Genomic DNA, 15,621 nt, shown 5'->3' with positions numbered 1-15,621 from the left:
GTGATGAAAAGGGATTAACTTCAAAGACCCAAAAATTGCTCAAAGCTAGATATATCAAAAAAACAACCAAAAAATCATTGACGTATAAAGCTTTGAGGCTTTTTTGACCCAAAAAAATGTCTAAGTCCCGCTAAGTATTAATGCATAACTTCACATCAAAACACTATTTCATCGTTCATTCGCCGCAAGTCTAAGAGGATAGGTATCAGTTCTCTTCAAAAAATGGAGAAAAAATAATGTTTGTTAATAATTAAATATATCGTGGCAATATACCATCCTGCAAATACCAGTTTCATGATAAAAGAAAGAATGGTTTTTAGTTTATAAATACAAGGAGCCTTGTAGAATGACTATTGGTATTAATAATCAAAATTTTAGGGGAAGTATCGATTTTTGTATTTTTTTTCCTGATGTAGAAAACATTAAAGGAACTATTTATATACAAGGTTGGTTATATGATAAAAAATTTACAAGACAGCTTCCATTGATTGAGATAGAAAGTAACAATAATATAATTGCTTCATTTTTATGTGACATAGAAAGATTAGACGTTAAAAATCATTTTAAAGATGCTCCTTTGAAAAGCGGTTTTATGGCTTATATTCCAGTTGCAGATACTTCATGTCTATCTGCTCCTCTGAATATTTACTATAAATCTGGTAATAATAAATTTAAAGTAGCAGATACCTATATCTTTAATATAGATGAATTTTTAAAAGATCCTCATCTACTTAATAAACTTACCTTTAGACAAAAAGAGAAGTTAAATAATTTAATACTCAATGAAAAAGAAAGAATTCATAAGGTCAGTTCCCTTAAATCAAAACCACTTTATCTAATCATCGATCCAAGTTTTTCCTGTCAACTAAAATGCCCTTATTGTCATGGAAACATGGTGCGAGAAGCTGGAGTTTCTCTACCAATGATGCAAGAGAATACGGTAGATTCTGTTTTAGCAAAGTATGGTGAGACACTTATTCAAGCTCATTTTTTTAATTGGGGAGAGCCACTATTAAATAAGAAATTTCCATCATTTGTACAAAAAGCTCATAAATATGATGTTTGGACAACTTGTAGTACCAATTTTAGCATCAATATTTCTGAAGAATTTCTCGATTTAATCATCCTTTCGGGTTTAGATCTCCTCATAGTTTCTGTTGATGGTATGACTCAAGAAACTTACACGAAATATCGAATAGGAGGAAATCTAGAACTAGTCTTGAGTAATCTTAAAAAGTTAGTAGCAAGAAAAAGAATTCTTGGTTCTAAAACTCCTAATATTAGATTTCAATTTTTAGATTTTCCTTGGACTCATAACCAAATTGAGGAGGCTAGGGCGATTGCGACAGAGATAGGAGTTAATGAATTCCATGTTAAAGAAGGCTGTATTCACCCACCAAAAAAATTAGTGAACCTGACAAGAGGACAAAATGCAAAACAGACGTTTATGAACCAAGATAATAAAAATAATTTTATAAAATTACAACAAGAAAAAAAAGACAAATTTAAGTTCTTTGGATGCGATCATCTATATCATCAGTTAAGCATTAATTCTGATGGTAGTGTTCACCCCTGTTGCTATGTTTATGAACCAGGACATACTGTCGGAAATATATTAGATGAAAATGATTGCTTTAATAATAAGATCATGCAATCTAGTAGAAGTGTATTTCACAGTCTCCATGAAGAAAATATATATGGTTACAATCCATGTGTTAATTGTTGGATTCTAGGAGATCGAGAAGCCCAAGGTCATAAGGAAAGCACTATTAGTTTTCAGCCCGCCTTTGAGATGATAGTTAAAGAACCTCTTAGTCATTTTATTAATCACCATTCACCCAGGGGAATGTTCTACTTGTTTAATAATTGGTTCAAAGAGAAAATAGCCCATTGAATGATGCAATGAAACTATATACAGTTAGCATATTTACTACGCAACGAGTCTAACTTTTCAGTAAAGATTCGATACCATTCAATCAATAGTATTAAAGCGAAAATCAAGCGTCCTCTACTAATACTTTGCTGAAAGTCAGTATTCACAATTTGAGCGATCTGATCGATATCTAAACCAGGAAATTCCACTGCACTAAAATACTCATTGATTCCACCATGTGAATCAAACCATTGTCTTAACCAGTCTTCCATAGGTAAGACAAATCCCTGTTTGCGTCGTTGCATTATTTCTTTCGGTAACCAACGCTTAGCCACACGACGCAAAGCTATTTTACTTGTTCCCTTAGACATTCTTTCACGTTCTGGAAGTTGTAGACCGATCTCAACTAGTTGTGGTTGCAAAAATGGAGCCCGTCCCTCTAAACTGTGAGCCATAGCCATCCGGTCATACTTCACCAGCAAATCGTCGGGTAACCAGGTTACCATATCTGCACTAGTGGCTCTCTGCAAAGGATTTTCACTCTTGTTCAACCAAGCAATCAACTCTTCTTCCCAGGAATCCATCTCGAAATGCGATCCATATCCCCCTAAAAGTTTCTCGCGTTCTGCTGCATCTGATAACAATGGAAATCCTGAAGGTGTTACGGGTAAAGGATTATGAGCTAATCTTTGATAAGAATTAGCCATGGGATCTCTGGGACTGATTAAGTCCTTGAGATTACTTTTCCAGCTTTTGAGATTCCAATCTTTTTGGCTGAGGAAAGCACCGTAATAACTGTATCCGGCAAAAACTTCATCAGCTCCTTCACCTGACAATACGACCTTAACATGCTGTCTTGCTTCTTTACACAACCAGTAAACCGGTAGCATAGCTTGGTCTCCGATTGGTTCATCCAAAGCAGCAGCGACTTGAGGAAGTAATTGTGCAAAGCTCTTCTCATCGAACATGAAATGATGATGTTTGCTACCGATAACTTGAGATAGTTGTTTTGCGTAAGTGCTTTCGTCATGTTGCGCGGAATGAAACCCCATAGAAAAAGTATCTATTTGGGGACTGTGTTTCGCAGCGATCGCAGCAACTGTTGAACTGTCCAGTCCTCCCGAAAGAAATACCCCCACAGGTACATCAGCGATTAACCTAGATTTGACAGCTTCTTCCAGGTGCTGAACTAACTCATCATCAGATATTCGACGTTGTTTATCAATGGAAATTTGGTAGTAGCGGTATGCTTTGGGTTGGGGGTTATCTACCGAAATGCAAAGTCTCTCACCAGGTAGAACTCGCTTAATATCTTTGAAAATCGTTCTGTCACCGGGAACGAAATGAACTGCTAAATATCTGTCTATACTCTGTGGATCGATTTCGTTATTAACCCAAGGTAATGCTGCTAAAGATAGCATGTTTGAACTATAAGCAAAATGACCCTTACGGTCACAAGAGTAAAAAAGTGGCTTTTCCCCGAAACGGTCTCTTGCTAAATGCAGTTCTCGAGTTCTGCGATCTAAAATTGCGATCGCATACATCCCGTCGATTTTTTCTAAAAGTTTTTCCATACCCCATTTAGCAAAGCCATGTGCTAAAACTTCGGTATCGCTATTAGTTTTGAAACTAAAACCATATTGTTCTAGTTCTGTTTTTAAAATTTTATAATTATAAATTTCACCATTTTGAAAAGCAACAATCTGTCTATTTAAACTTGTCAGAGGTTGCCAACCATGTTCTAAATCAATAATAGAAAGGCGACGCATTCCCATCGCCACAGAACCTTCATTGAAATTACCATCTCCATCTGGTCCGCGAGTAAGCATTACATCTTGCATTACTCGTATCAAAGAATTTGGTATTTCTTCTCGATTAGTATCAATGATTCCAACAATTCCACACATAAGTAGGTAAGCAAAATTATTTGAACTTTTTGGGGTATATTCTAAAATTCTATACAGATTTTTTCCCTTCAAAAAATACTCCAGCCGCCAATATTTCTTGACCTTTAATACCCAAATCTTTATCTAATAAATTACCTTCTTTAACAATTAATTGATGTAACTCTTCTAATCTCTCTTTCCACTTACCCGAATTAATATATGGTAAAACTGCTTGGATTTGCATCATTAAACCAAAGGATGGATACTGGTAGGGTTTAATTCCACCACGCAACTCTTCAAAATCTGACATTACCAAGCGCAGAGCGTTAAGAGTCATATTGAAATAATGACTCGGGTCGCCATGTAGAGGCTGCATAAAAGCTGTATCTATATGAACTATTCCCCCAGGTTTGAGAATGCGATAAAGTTCTTTTGCTGTAACAAAAGGGTTAGGTATATGCTCAAATACAGCTTGGCTAACAACAGCATCGAAGCAATTATCGCGAAAAGGTAATTTTAAAGTCGTACAAACTATATCTGTATGAATGTATTGCTGTACGTCCAAATAACAAACATTAGGGTGAAGATGCTCTTTAGGGGTATTACCAGCTCCAAAATCTAGGACTATTCCATTATTAACTCGCTCTAAGATATCTAATGCATCTTGTGAATATGGATGTGTAGTTTCATTTTCAGTCAGCCTTACAAAAGGTTGTTCGCCTTTTTGCAGTACATGTAGCGTCGTACCTCTAATATAAAGATCACAATCGCTCAGGTGTAATTTTTCTAATTCATTGAAGCTTAGATTTCCATTGTAATTAGGAAATGATAATAAATTCTCTAATTGAAAATCTCTTTTCCTTGGTTGTGAAGTACTTCCTAAATCGTTGACGGTAAATTTGTTTTGATAAAGAACTGTTTTATGATCATTTTCATCTATAATCTTGCAAACCAATTCTTCTCCAAGTTTGACACTATCTGGAAGGATAACATTACCAAAAAAGCCGCTATTTAGTGAACCTTCTTTTTCTGGAAAGGCAGCTGCTACATCTGGTCTATCTAAGCCATGACTTAGAGAAAAACAAGGTTGATCATTAATATAAAAATTTAACTTTGCAGTTTTTTTACTCTCAGGTATATACCAGCCCGAGAAACTAGATAATTTACTTATGCTAGTACCTGTTGGAGTATCTATATTGAACTTAAACATCAAATTTCAATAATTAAAATTTCAATTTTAGGGAACTACTATTTGCTTAAATAAGCTTCCTGAAAAATCTGACTATAACTCCTTGCCATATCCTCAAAATTATTTAAGCAGTTTAGAACATGGCGTGAGTTTTTAGCTAGTCGCTCTCGCATATCTTTATCTTTCACCAAAGATACAATTGCGTTTGCCAATTCTATGAATTGTCCTGGCTCATAAACGATAGCGTTAATTTTTGTTTGCACCTGCTCTTTGACTCCAAAAACAGGAGTTGTAATTATGGGTAAACCATAAGCCATTGCTTCTAATATGACCCGTGGGAAACTTTCGATTCGAGAAGTCAAAACAAAAATATCTGCGCAATTATAGTATGTAGCTGTGTCGGGTGTTTCTGAAATAATTGCTACTCGATTTTGTAAATTATCTGGTAAATTTGCCATAATCTCTTTTAATCGATCGCTGTAAGGACCAGGGCGATCGCCAACAATAAAGACTTTGAGTTGACAGAACAGTTCTTCAGGGATTTTTTCTAACGCAAGTACTAGATCCTGTTGTCCTTTACGTTCACAAACTGTTCCTAGTAAAAGTAATGCAATTTCCTCATCAGCTACATTTAATGATTTCCTTGCTTTCTCCCTAGTCCAATTTCGATCTGCTTTGTCTAATCTTCCTAAGTCTAATCTTTCTAAATTTAAACCATTGTGAACGACAGTAAAATTGTGGTGACTATTCAAGGGTAAGTATCTATTCCTAGTTGCATCAGCGACAAATACAATCCGGTAAGGAAACCTAAAGCATTCCAAAGCGCGCGCAGCAATCTCTCTTCCAAAACTATTAAAATAAGTTTGCCAAGGTTCGCTTTCCCTTACATTCCAAATTGAGGGTATTCCTAAACGTTCGGCTGCTGCAATAGCGTAAAAAGTTTGTAAAGTATTAGCATAGACTAATTCTATTCCTAACCCTTGGATAAATTCCCCCAATCCAAAAATTGCTTGTTGATAAAGCTCATCCGTCGTCACATGTTGGAGTGGATGACCTTTGAGGAATACAGGTATCCCTTTTTCTTCGTAATTTTTTCTTAAAGGTCCATCTTGGGGAGAATAAACAATTGGTTGAATAATACCTGTTTCCTTTAATTTAACTGTCAGTTCGTACTGACTCGAAGGTGCACCTTCCCAATTTAAATTATGGGTAAACATTAAGGCTTTAATTGGTTTAACCGACCCCATTACCACTTTCCGAGGTTGAATCGCAAACTGCTCGTTATTCAACGATAAATGAGGACTATACCAACGATCGACCTTATCAGCATATTTACGCTTAAAGGTCGCAGGTTCTTTAGGATTATCAACAAATCCCCTAGACACCCCCTCATAATGAATTAACTCTGCGGTGGGACAATAAACACAACGATATCCCTCTTCTACTAATCGATAACAATAGTCAACATCGTTATAAGCAACAGCAAACTGCTGTTCGTCAAACCCACCCAATTGCAAAAATAGTGTGCGGGGAGTAAGCAGACATGCTGCAGTTACTGCAGAGTAATTACGATTCACTTTTGCATAAGCAAGATAGCCAAAATCCCATTCTGGTGCTGTTTTAAAAGCTGGACCTGCTGAACCGTGATATAAACCATGTACTACGCCAGCATGCTGAATTTTACCATCGGGATAAAGCAACCGAGCACCTACAGCACCTACCCCTTGAAGTTGAGCAAAACCCATCATTTGACTCAACCATTGGGGAGATATAACCTCGGTGTCATTATTCAAAAATAGTACGTAATCACTATCGACTCCTTCAACCGCACGATTATTAATTGCAGCAAAGTTAAACCCAGCACCCTGATTTCCGATGTGCAAAACTTTATGGGGAATTTGCTCTAAATAAGCAAGGGTTTCGGGGTCATCACTTTCGTTATCAATTACTACAACTTGATAATTCTCATAGGTGGTTTTTTCTAGAGAATTCAAACAAGTTTGCAGCAGATTTAACTTATTTTTGGTAGGAATAACAATTGTTACAGATGATCCCGTATTTGGAAATTGATATTCAAATATTCCACACCCAGCTTTTACAGCCCATTCTGGATGATATACACTTCCAGAAATACCTCTACGCTGCAAAGTTTCTTGTAAAGCCTTTTCCCCAGCAACAAAACTTGCTGGTTTTGCAGAACCTGATGTCGCAGTAGACCCTGGAACTGCCCGCCAATGGTAAAGTACCAAAGGAAGATGTTTTACTTCACGAGCAATTTCAGTTGCTCTGAGGGCAAAATCATAATCCTGGGAACCTTCATATCCCAGCCTTAATCCTCCAACTTCTTTAAAGATACTACATCTCACAACGCATAAATGACTCATGTACATATAAGAGAGCAGTAACTCCGGCGACCAATCTGGTTTAAATTGGGGAGAAAAGCGACGACCTTGGGTATCTATTTTGTCATCATCCGAATAAAGGAAATCAGTTTCTGGATGTTCTGCTAAATATAAAGCAACTTCCCCTAAAGCATCGGGAGTTAATTCGTCATCGTGGTCTAAGAAAGCTATAAACTCCCCACTTGCAATGCTAGCAGCACTATTAGTTGCAGCACTGATATTACCATTTTCTGTTCGAAAAATGACCTTAATGCGAGAATCTTTCCCAGTCCATTTATTTAAAGTTGCACGAACTTCTGGATTGGTACTGTAATCGTCAGCGATACATAGTTCCCAATTATCATAAACTTGATTAACAACACTCTTAATCGCTGACTCTAAAAATTCAATTTGGGAATTGTAAGCAGGCATTATTACCGAAATTTTTGGTAGCTTAGTTTCCCATACTTGCAAACGATTTTTGAGATGCTTTTGCGAGCGCTCGTTCCATTGATTGACCCCCAACCAAGTATCATAAATATCTAGGGGTTGGGGAATTTCCAAGTCAGAAGGTGAATTGGATTCTAAATCTAAGTTTTTTTGTTGTTTGTGAATTTCTTGTTGTTTGTAAAGTTTAATCCCATTTTTCACTAACAAGGGTAAATCTCGCAAAGCAACCCGACGACCAAGTCTTTCTTCCCTCTCTCCTAATCGCTTGCGCACATCTTTAGCAAATCTAACTAATTTTTGCGACTTTCTGCGTGTTTTCTGCCAAAAATTACTACTTGAGTTTAATGACTTTGCATCAGACTGAGATCCTACTAAAAGCAAACTTTGATGTACAGAGGTATTATCATCTCTCAGACCAATAGTATGTCTGAATTTAAACCAAAGTTTTCGCAACAGCCAAAACTTACTAGTTTCCATTGCTGTAATAGTATTTTGCGATCCCTCTAGTTTTCCATGTGCTTGCTGTAGTTGAAGTTGCGATCGCTCTAATTTATCCTGTATTTGCTCCAGTTGACACTGTGATCGCTCCAGTTCAGTGCGTTTTTGCTCCAGTTGAGATTGTGATTGCTCTAATTGAGTCTGTGTTTGCTCCAGTTGAAATTGCGATCGCTCTAACTTATCCTGTGTCTGCTCCAGTTCTAGATTGACCGATTCCACTTGGGATAGTAATTTTTGCTCCCGCTCAATTAGTTTAGAGTGTTGCTCGCGAACGAGAGCGTATCTTTCTTCTACAGATGAAGGTACGGCTTTGATAATAAATTGCACAGTTTGAGCATTACTATCTGCTTCAATTTTTTGTACGGTCTCCAAATTAAAGTCATCCTTACTGACTTGCGGAACTAAACAATCATTTGTAAAAATTGGCAGTGTAGTTGTGTCAGTAACCTTGATTAAATATCCCGAGTTATCAAATAACTCTTCTATCGTTTTCCTAGTAAAAAACCGTAAGTGAGTATTATCTAAAATACCTAATTCCGAATATTCAAACTTTCCTTGTAATAACGCTAAACGAATTGCTCCATGGGCAATATTGGGAATAGAGGCTACCACATATCCATTAGGTTTAAGTATATTTTTAGTCTCTGCTAATAATTGCCAAGGATTGCGAAGATGTTCTAAAACATCACCAAATATTGCCACATCAAACTTTTGATTAGGTAATGCTTCCGTAATAGATATCACATCCAGGTCGGCAACAATGACTTCTTCACAGTGCTGTTCAGCAATTTTAGCTGCATCTGGATTTATCTCCACCCCTGTAACAGTGCAACCTTTCCTGTTAAGTAAATTAGCAAGATAGCCAGTTGCACAACCAAAGTCTATTATTTGCTTATTTTCTTCAACAAAATTGAGAATTTTTTTTAAACTGCTGTTGTCGTCGAGACTTTCTTCTGTAATATCTTCAAGCAATGGATAACTTTTTGCCCAATTTTTATTAATCATAGTATTTAAATCTTGGTATATTCTACACGAGGTAAAGACGCTTTCCTGGCTTTAACAACCATCGGTAAATCTACTAAAGCATGAACGCGCTTTCCTGTTTCTGGAGGTAAAACTTGAAACACCATTGCATTATCAATCCAATCAAAAGTCAAAGTTTCATAGTTTTCCGAACCAGCTACCGTCAAACTGTAAGAATTCGCTCTCAACGGCAAATTAAATGTGAATGAAACCTCTAAAGTTTCCCCTGCGTCCAAATTTTCAATCCGAACATTTTCCTCAAAGGTATTACTACCAATTACTTCATTGCCATTTTTATCACAAACATAAAAACCAAGAATGCAGCTTTGAAGCGACTCGTATGCCTTTACATTTACAACTAATGTAACTTCTTCATTGAACCCAAAAACTGGACTTACTCCTACATCTTCCCCCAAACTATTGAGCAGTTTTATTTCTTCGATCTGAGCTTTACCACTTCCTCGTCGTTTTAGTTTTGCAGAAGATTGCTTAACAGAAGATTGCTTAACAGAAGATTTACTAGCAGTCACCGATTTCGCCGCTATATCTTCTGCAACATTGTCACCAGTAGTTTGCTCTTGAACTTTTTGCTCTTCTAGTTGAGACTCTAACTCAACTTGTGATAAACCCAATTCTAAGTCTGTAACCAGCTTTAAATATCGGATAATAACATCATTAGGTAATCCCGTAGTATATATTTGCCCATCATGAATCATTACCGCTGAATTGCATAATGTCTTCACAGCCCCAGAATCATGGGAAACAAATAGGGTCGTAACTCCAGAGTCCATTAATGTACGCATTTTCCGCATACAACGATGCTGAAATACTACATCTCCAACAGCAAGCGCTTCATCAACAATCAAAATTTCTGGATCGACATTTACCGCCACAGCAAACGCCAAACGGACAAACATCCCACTAGAATAGGTTTTAACAGGTCGATCTATAAAATCTCCTATATCCGCAAAGCCTGCTATTTCATCAAACTTATTTTCAATTTCTTGTTGGCTTAATCCCAGCAAACGCCCATTAAAAAACACATTTTGTCGTCCGGTAAACTCTGGATTAAAGCCGCTACCAAGTTCCAAAAGCGCCGACACTCTACCTTTAACACTAACCTCCCCTGTAGTTGGCGTCAGAGTTCCCGCAATAATTTGCAGTAAAGTGCTCTTACCAGAACCATTACGCCCAATAATTCCTACTGTCTGTCCTTTGGAAATATCAAAATTAATGTCCCTGAGCGCCCAGAATTCTTCAGATGCTTTTTGGTCGGGTAATAAAATCTCCTTCAAGCGATCTACCGGACGGTGGTACTGCTTGTAACACTTGGAAACATTTCTCAGCGAAATTGCAATTTCCTCACCCATAATCACCATACACTTGCAATTAGTTATTAACAGAGAAGTCCGCGCTCTAAATCTAAATTTAAATCTAAAACTCTAAATCCAAAATATTTTGACTCAGAAATTATCAGCTAAATAAAATAAAATATTTTTTCAGTTTCCACAAATTTCGCACAAGTCACAAATTTTACACAAGCTTATTTTTTATAAAACATCTGCGAATGCTGGACGCAAGCGTTTATAGCACCAAAATCCGCCACAAAAGATCAAAAATGAAATTATGGATGCTATTCCCCATTCAGCCCAATGTTTTACTTCTCCCACTAAAATTAAATCGCGATAAACTTGAGCGATCGCAGCAATGGGGTTTAACCAAAACACCAAACCCCTGAATTGTTCTGGTATCACATCAGCAGGATAAACAAGCGGTGTTAAATAAAACCAAAGATTTAAAATTACTCCTAAAGTTTGGGGAATATCTCGCAAAAATACTGTTAAACCCGCAGTAAGATAACCTAAACCAGCTGTTAACAATAATTGCGGGAGCCAAACCAGGGGTAATAAAACCAAAGTTATATGGAGAGTATGAGAAAGTAAAGCCACAAAAAAAATCAACGCCATCAACCCGAAAGAACTTTCAATAAAGGTTGATAAAATTGGTACTAGCGGTAATAAAGCTAAAGGAAAAACTACCTTCTTGACCAAATTAGGCTGTCCTGTGACTGAATTGCTGGACTGAAGTAAACCGCTTGTAAAAGCAATCCAAGGAAGTAATCCTGCAAATAACCACAATCCAAAAGTTAAACTTTCATCTCCTGACAAGCCTTTGAGACTTAATCTGACCTTCAGGACAATTGAGAAAACATAAGTGTAAATTAATAATTGTGATAATTGGTTTACTAAAGGCCACAAGTTACCTATTATGGTACCCTTGTAGCGCGTGTCTAAGTCTCGACGTACTAAGGTTCTAAGTAAGTCAAACTTTGCCCAGTAAACTTCACTAATTGGCAAGTAATTTCTCAACTTCCCTGCTTTACGGACAGCAACTCGCATCGTTCGCAGCAATTTTTATGCCCTCACTCACTACTTACACACCCAAATTCCGATGCTATCGAGTTAGAGTAGTTGTCGCATCAAAAAAATGAATGTTACAACTTCATCTAATCTCCAACTTCATCTAATCTCTCAGATTTAATGATTTTACGTTTTTACAATAATTTTGAACTCAATAGAAAATGTAATAGATTATAGTTCATAATTGGGAAGAATATTAAACTCAATGGCCTCACTACAAACTTAGAGCTTCAACAATAGCTAAATTCCTTACAGAAGACTAATATTTATTGCAGTCGCACTTAATAAAGCTTTCTTAAAGTTTAGTCAAATTAACCACGATCGAAACTTATATGCTTTTCCCTGCACGGAGAAGCAGAAGGTTTTACTTAAACCCCAAGTTCGTTGAATATAATTCTCAATAGTTAGTTCCCTGAGATATTTTCCTTCGATCTTTACCCTGTAATCTGTCCCCTTATTCAGCTAAACTGAGTCTTGGTTTAATAGGTTTAGTTGAGTTAACATTTGGCATGGAAATCGGACAAAAAGTGAAAGTATGTCGTCTACGCGATCGGGTATCGAAATCTATTGCTGAGAGATTGGGGCAAATAGGCATTATCCAAAGTTATAAAATGACTGATGGCAGTGGCGTCGGTTTGGTAGTACTGTTTGATGATAATTTTGCCACCTGGTTTTTTGAAGATGAGCTAAAAATCGTCTAGTAACTTACGTCCAGTATTTAACTACGATTCTTCGGCATTACAACTCTCAAGAACGAGGAAATTGCTAAACTATCTGCCTACACATATAAACTGAACGAAAGTTACGGGAATTGTAGGGTTTGCAGAAGTTGTGAAATAATATTTATTTCTTCTGATACATAAGTTCTGAGGTTCAGTTATTTATTCTTAGGAAGAAAAACTGCAAGGATGAGATGCAATGCGTATCTTCAGGGAGGAAACATATAATTCCTCCCCAATCCGATAATTTCTTCCCTATTCTCTACTACCTATCACCTGTTACCACAAGCATATTTTGAGGTCTTGAAACCTCATCTTACCCCCACAACCGAGTAAGAGTGCTAACTTGGAATTGAAACAATCGGCGATGAATTTAGGATTCAAATAATGCCTCTGATACTGACATTTCTGGGTAGTCTCGGTACCCATCGAGCCAAAATTGCGGTCGCCGCAGCCAAGTTGATGGCGAGTCAAGGTAAGCGCGTACTACTCGCTGCACAAGCAGAACCGATTTTACCTCTACTATTGGGTTTACCTGTCGGTCCAGATCCAATTGAGATAGCGCCTAATTTACAGGTTGTACAGTTTCAAGCTTCTGTATTATTGGAACGCAGTTGGGAAGATGTAAAAAAAATTGAAGCTGAATACCTTAAGACACCCATACTTAAGGATGTCTATGGTCAAGAGTTGGCTGTTTTGCCTGGAATGGACAGCGCTCTAGCACTCAATGCACTTCGGGAATATTTTGAAAGTGGTAACTACGACGTAATTATTTATAACGGTACTGGTGATTCCTACAGCTTAAGAATGTTAGGAATGCCAGAATCTATGAGTTGGTATGTGCGACGTTTTCGCCAATTATTCGTTAATTCCGAATTGGGTAAAACGATTTCAGATTCGTCACCTTTAATTCAGCCGCTGGTTAGCACTTTATTCAACGTCAATTGGACAACAGATAATTTTGCTCAACCGACTAATAAGGTTAATAACTTCTTGGAAAAAGGTAAAGCTGCAATTGCAGATCCCAAGCAAGTCACAGCATTTTTAGTGACTACTGACGATCCTTTAGAAGTCGCTTCTAGTCGTTATCTTTGGGGAAGCGCACAACAAGTTGGTTTGACCGTTGGTGGTGCGATCGCAATATCTGGTGATGGTAATGTTAGTTTGTCTGAAGAATTTGCACCCCTAACAGTAACCGTAGTACCGGAACTTAAAGAAAGCAAATGGGAACCGGTGATGGATGCTCTACCCAATTTTGTGGAGCAAGCAAGCCTTGCACCCAAACCGATAGAAATTGATACAAGTGCTGCCAAAGTACGCTTATTTTTACCTGGATTTGACAAAAAACAGGTAAAATTGACCCAATCTGGTCCTGAGGTAACCATCGAAGCAGGAGACCAGAGACGAAATATTTTTCTCCCACCTCCTTTGAATGGTAAAGCTGTTACCGGAGCAAAATTTCAGAATAATTATTTGATAATTTCTTTTTAGAGAATTGCTAACGCCTAACAGCTAATAGTCTAGTTAGTAACGCTTAGCAACATTATATTTATTATGTCAGAATCAACCCCCATTACCCCAAACCCCGACTCATCATCTTCCTCAGCGAATCAATCTACAAATCCTGAAGAAGTGAAAACAAATGCAAATAGCGGTTCCAAAGCTAGACAGCTGCTAGGAATGAAGGGTGCTGCTGCTGGTGGAACCTCAATTTGGAAAATTCGCCTGCAATTAATGAAGCCTATTACCTGGATACCCTTAATTTGGGGTGTTGTTTGCGGTGCGGCTTCTTCTGGGAAATATACTTGGACGTTAGAAAATGTCCTAATGTCAGCTGCTTGTATGTTGCTAGCAGGTCCATTACTTGCAGGGTATACCCAAACTCTAAATGAGTATTACGATCGCGAAATTGATGCGATTAATGAGCCTTACAGACCAATTCCCTCGGGAGCAATACCTTTACCACAAGTAGTTATCCAAATTTGGGTTCTTTTGCTAGCTGGACTTGGTTTAGCATTTGGCTTGGACAAATGGGCTGGGAATGAGTTCCCCACAATTACTACTATTGCTTTCCTGGGTACATTTATTGCCTATATCTATTCTGCTCCACCACTGAAACTAAAACAAAATGGCTGGTGGGGAGGTTATGCTTTAGGAGCTAGTTATATTGCTTTTCCTTGGTGTACCGGTCACGCTTTATTTGGCGAACTTAATTGGAAGGTCGCAGTTTTCACCGTTATATATAGCTTAGCTGGTTTGGGTATTGCCATTGTTAATGACTTCAAGAGCGTTGAGGGCGATAAAAAATTTGGATTAAAGTCATTACCGGTAATGTTTGGCGTTACCACCGCAGCTTGGATTTGTGTAATTATGATTGACGTTTTCCAGGCTGCGATCGCTGGCTATCTAATATATCTGCATGAGAATTTGTATGCAGCAATTCTATTACTATTAATTATTCCGCAAATAACTTTCCAGGATATGTACTTTCTCCGTAATCCATTGAAAAATGACGTTAAATACCAAGCGAGCGCTCAGCCATTCCTGGTTATAGGAATGCTGGTAGCAGGACTAGCTATTGGTCACGCGGGAATTTAAAGTTTAGATAATTGGTAATTGGTAATTGGTAATTGGTAATTGGTAATTGGAAATGAGTAATCGGTAACAAAAAACTAATTACCCATTACCTGTTATTAACATTGTCTATGTATTGGTATTCGAAAAGTGTTACCAATTGACCAAATATCTTAAACTAAGCCAGATTCTTGAGCTAAACGGTACAACATGGAAACTGCTCGATTATCTGCTGCTTTTTCTTTATTCAACATCAATTGACGAGCTTTCTCATTAACCTTTGTTGCTGCTTCTTCTTCACTTGCTATTGGGTGGTTATTGTAAGCCACACCACGATAAGTCAAGTTAACAGAAGGTTGTAGTACCGGAGGTTTTTTTAAATTACGAAATCGCCAGTCAAGTCCGCGATATTTACCTCCAACTTCTCCTTCAGTTGTTTCAAGTGTTGCTGGGTTATATTCGTAAGTTACGCCACGATATTTAAGTTTCATAATTTTCGCCTCTAAAATAATTCATCGTCATGATGAGGCGCGTTCCTTCGGAATTTTTTCCTACTTCCGTCTCCGATATGGAGATGAACGATTTATTTTCTGTATCTATTGTTACGG

10 protein-coding genes and 1 riboswitch are annotated in these 15,621 nt (G+C 37.5%); of the genes, 4 read left to right on the top strand and 6 right to left on the bottom strand.

What is annotated here, in order from left to right; genetic code table 11:
- Window positions 1–346: 346 nt before the first annotated feature.
- Complete coding sequence (locus BC008_RS16305) at window positions 347–1,894, top strand: radical SAM protein (RefSeq protein WP_027842473.1); 1,548 nt, start codon at window positions 347–349, stop codon at window positions 1,892–1,894.
- A gap of 14 nt (window positions 1,895–1,908) precedes the next feature.
- On the opposite strand, the gene asnB is transcribed toward BC008_RS16305, so the two are convergent.
- From asnB to BC008_RS16280, 5 genes are all read right to left on the bottom strand, one after another.
- Window positions 1,909–3,780 (bottom strand): asparagine synthase (glutamine-hydrolyzing), encoded by a 1,872-nt coding sequence (gene asnB / locus BC008_RS16300; RefSeq protein ID WP_161938123.1) that lies wholly within the window; start codon window positions 3,778–3,780, stop codon window positions 1,909–1,911.
- A gap of 49 nt (window positions 3,781–3,829) precedes the next feature.
- Complete coding sequence (locus BC008_RS16295) at window positions 3,830–4,969, bottom strand: class I SAM-dependent methyltransferase (RefSeq protein ID WP_058183677.1); 1,140 nt, start codon at window positions 4,967–4,969, stop codon at window positions 3,830–3,832.
- A gap of 38 nt (window positions 4,970–5,007) precedes the next feature.
- Window positions 5,008–9,282 carry a glycosyltransferase gene (locus tag BC008_RS52470; RefSeq protein ID WP_058183676.1) on the bottom strand — a complete coding sequence of 1,425 codons (4,275 nt, stop codon included), beginning with the start codon at window positions 9,280–9,282 and terminating at the stop codon, window positions 5,008–5,010.
- A gap of 5 nt (window positions 9,283–9,287) precedes the next feature.
- Complete coding sequence (locus tag BC008_RS16285; RefSeq protein ID WP_058183675.1) at window positions 9,288–10,670, bottom strand: ABC transporter ATP-binding protein; 1,383 nt, start codon at window positions 10,668–10,670, stop codon at window positions 9,288–9,290.
- Window positions 10,671–10,850: 180 nt separating this feature from the next.
- Window positions 10,851–11,699, bottom strand: coding sequence for an ABC transporter permease (locus BC008_RS16280; RefSeq protein ID WP_027842476.1), 849 nt, complete (start codon window positions 11,697–11,699; stop codon window positions 10,851–10,853).
- Window positions 11,700–12,229: 530 nt separating this feature from the next.
- Between BC008_RS16280 and petP the strand changes: the two genes are divergently transcribed.
- From petP to chlG, 3 genes are all read left to right on the top strand, one after another.
- Entirely contained in the window at window positions 12,230–12,421 is a 192-nt protein-coding gene (gene petP / locus BC008_RS16275; RefSeq protein WP_027842477.1) for a cytochrome b6f subunit PetP, read from the top strand.
- A gap of 405 nt (window positions 12,422–12,826) precedes the next feature.
- On the top strand, window positions 12,827–13,930 hold the full coding sequence (locus tag BC008_RS16270) for a Get3/ArsA fold putative tail anchor-mediating ATPase NosAFP (RefSeq protein WP_027842478.1): 1,104 nt from the start codon (window positions 12,827–12,829) through the stop codon (window positions 13,928–13,930).
- Window positions 13,931–13,993: 63 nt separating this feature from the next.
- Window positions 13,994–15,037, top strand: coding sequence for a chlorophyll synthase ChlG (chlG, locus tag BC008_RS16265; RefSeq protein WP_027842479.1), 1,044 nt, complete (start codon window positions 13,994–13,996; stop codon window positions 15,035–15,037).
- A gap of 149 nt (window positions 15,038–15,186) precedes the next feature.
- Here the strand turns inward: chlG and BC008_RS16260 are convergent, their stop codons facing one another.
- On the bottom strand, window positions 15,187–15,504 hold the full coding sequence (locus BC008_RS16260; RefSeq protein WP_027842480.1) for a DUF4278 domain-containing protein: 318 nt from the start codon (window positions 15,502–15,504) through the stop codon (window positions 15,187–15,189).
- A 36-nt stretch (window positions 15,505–15,540) separates the two neighbouring features.
- Window positions 15,541–15,596, bottom strand: a riboswitch (Glutamine riboswitch).
- Between the last annotated feature and the right edge of the window lie 25 nt (window positions 15,597–15,621).

Origin of the sequence: Mastigocoleus testarum BC008 (genome assembly GCF_001456025.1) — a bacterium.
Lineage (GTDB): Bacteria > Cyanobacteriota > Cyanobacteriia > Cyanobacteriales > Nostocaceae > Mastigocoleus > Mastigocoleus testarum.
The sequence above is the reverse complement of the archived record's forward strand: the minus strand, read 5'-3'. Positions and strand labels throughout refer to the sequence as shown.